General features: G+C 62.2%; 1 protein-coding gene and 1 pseudogene. Both read right to left on the reverse strand.

The features are described from left to right. Positions 1–491: 491 nt before the first annotated feature. Positions 492–1707: pseudogene (locus NKI61_RS32715) on the reverse strand (transposase). Positions 1708–1996: 289 nt separating this feature from the next. Continuing rightward, a partial coding sequence (locus NKI61_RS32720) for a transposase (RefSeq protein ID WP_352842409.1) occupies positions 1997–2514 on the reverse strand: 518 nt, incomplete at its 5' end.

Consider the following 2514-nt stretch of genomic DNA (forward strand, 5'->3'; position numbering starts at 1 on the left):
GAAGCTCGCTCTACGCCAAGCCGCATGACCAGTTTCATGATCGCCCATTTTGCAGAACTTGACGCACACAACCGCTTGCGCGATTTCCCCGCGGTCGTCTCCAGCTGGTCTCGGCGAAGTCGGGCAGGGCAGGGGCCAACACGAGGACTGTTCCTGCCAGTTCGACTTCGTCGGCAATCGCATTGAAAATTCGAGGCGCGGAGTTTCGTGAGGGAAATACCCGGCGACTCGACTGGGTCGGTGCCGCGCGACACACCTGCAGGCCAATAATGACCTGAAGCGGCGAAAACGACCGGATCAAGTGCGTGGCTGCAGCGTGCCCGCGGTTGCGGCGTTTACAATGGCTTATCGTTGGTTGAGAGCGTCCTGTTGAAGACCTCCGACGGATTAGGGGCGCTGATTTTGGCCGGAATGGCATTGCGAGCGCGATGATGGGCATGCCGCGAGACCGGCGTCAGCCGGTGCTATGCATTCCAAACAGCGGACCGGCGTCAGGTCGGCTTGAGGCGTGTAAAGAGGACGAGGTTGTAAGCCACGATTGAGGACCAGACGTAGGTCTTGAAGTGATCAAGGCCGCGCCGGGTGCAGCGCGCCAACCCGTAAGCGCGCTTGAGACATGAGATGCCGGCCTCGATGCCGGCACCGAAGTTGCGCAGCTTGCGATGTAACCCGATCCTCGGTTCGGAGACCAGGTTTCTTGCGGAATGCCAGGTCGCGAACGCCCAAGGTCTTGGCTGTAGCCAGATTGTCGCGACTGGCATAGCCGGCGTCGGCGGCCACCTGCCCGGCGCGTGACCATAGAAGGCGATGTAGCCTTCCAGCATCGGCAGCAACCGGTCGCTGTCGCGCGGATTGCCCGCCTCGATCACCAGATCGAGGATCATGCCGCTCCTGCCGGTGGTCAGTTTGGGCTTGTGGCCGTATTCGGTGTCGCGGCTGCCTTTGACGATGATATCTGCATGGGGCTCGAACAGGCTGACCAGCTTCTCGCTGGCAGGCACCGGCTCGCCGGTCACCACAACCAATCGCTCGGTCGACTGCTTCAGATACGCCAGGGTCGCGCCGGCGATCCGGCGATTGCGATCAGTTCACGACAGAGTTGGACGCGTTTGGGTCGGCCGCGTGTGAATCGAATCTTGCGGGCGCTTCTTGGCCGCGCGGCAATGATCGCGCCATGCCGGGCTGGCGCCACCAAACAAGGCGTCAGCTCGCTTCAGCAGGCGCACCCTTACGCGCACCGCGTTCCACAGCAGGCTGCTGTGGCTCGGCTCATGCATGAGTGCCCAGGTCACGGTGCTGTCCAGCCGCACGACAGTGCCGTCTTCAAGCTTCGCCTGCCGGGCGCTCGCCAGCAGTGCCCGATTGATCTGTTCCCAGGTCTCGGGCCGGATCGCGCTGATTGTCTTTTGCAGCGCCGACTTCCGCGGGCACCATGACCACGGTAGGCGGGCAAAGGCGCGAAACGAGGCGGAGTCCTCGAGATGGAACGCCAGCTCCTGGTAGCTCAGTTGCCGGTACAGCTTGAGGAGAGCAAAACGAAACCGCTTCGGCAGGCAGGCCCTGCCGTCCGGTGGCCTTGGCGTCGACCCGCACCAAATCACGCGCCACAAAGCCAAGCAGGTCGCGATGCTCATCGAGCCATTGCGACATCGCCTTCAGCTCGCAGCCGATGTCGTGCGTGGCGAAAAGATCAAATAGGAGCGTCAATGCGGAACTGTCGTCAGGGTGACATTTTTGGTTTCCGTCGGTTGTTGCGGCATCCACGGTCTGAGTTCGATTGCAAGACGCGGCTCGTTGCCAAGCCAGATCCAACTTATATACGTCGCTGTTCGAGACAGCGGCACCAACATCCCGCTTGCGGCGGACAAGGGCTCAGGAGGAGGAGACCATTCTGGCTTACAGCCATTTCAGGGCCATGCATATATTCCCGGTTACCTGGATCCGCCAGGACTGATCGGATCCTGGAAGATTTGCAGAATTCAGTTCGGCTAACGCATCAGTCGGTCTTCATGACTGCACCCTTAATGACGACGCCGGCGCTGACGTATTTCCACAGCGCGACGAGCAGCTTGCGGGCGAGCGCCACAGTCATCGCCTTCTTGAGACGGGCGCCGTTGTGTTTGACCCGGTCCTGGAAGCACAAGGTGAGCGCCGATCGCGGTTGATGGCGCAGCCAGAGCCAGGCCGTCTGGATCAGCGTCGTTCGCAACCTTGGATTGCCGGCTTTCGATACCCCCTGGTCGTGATCGACCGAGCCGCTCTGCCAGGGGGTCGCCGCCAGGCCGGCATAGGCGGCGACCTGTCGCCGGCAATCGAAGTCACGCGACAGCCCCTCCGACCACACAACAGCGGCAAACTCCGGCCCGATGCCCTTCAGGTCGACCAGCATCGCCGGTGCCGGCGAGACAACCTCCGTGGCCGCGAGCATGGCATCGCGCTCGGTCTCGACCGCCTTGATCTGCTCGAGCAGCAGTTCGAGCCTGTCGAGTTCCCGGCCGACCTGCGCCTGCAGAT

Origin of the sequence: Mesorhizobium sp. M0514, assembly GCF_040321145.1 — a bacterium.
Lineage (GTDB): Bacteria > Pseudomonadota > Alphaproteobacteria > Rhizobiales > Rhizobiaceae > Mesorhizobium.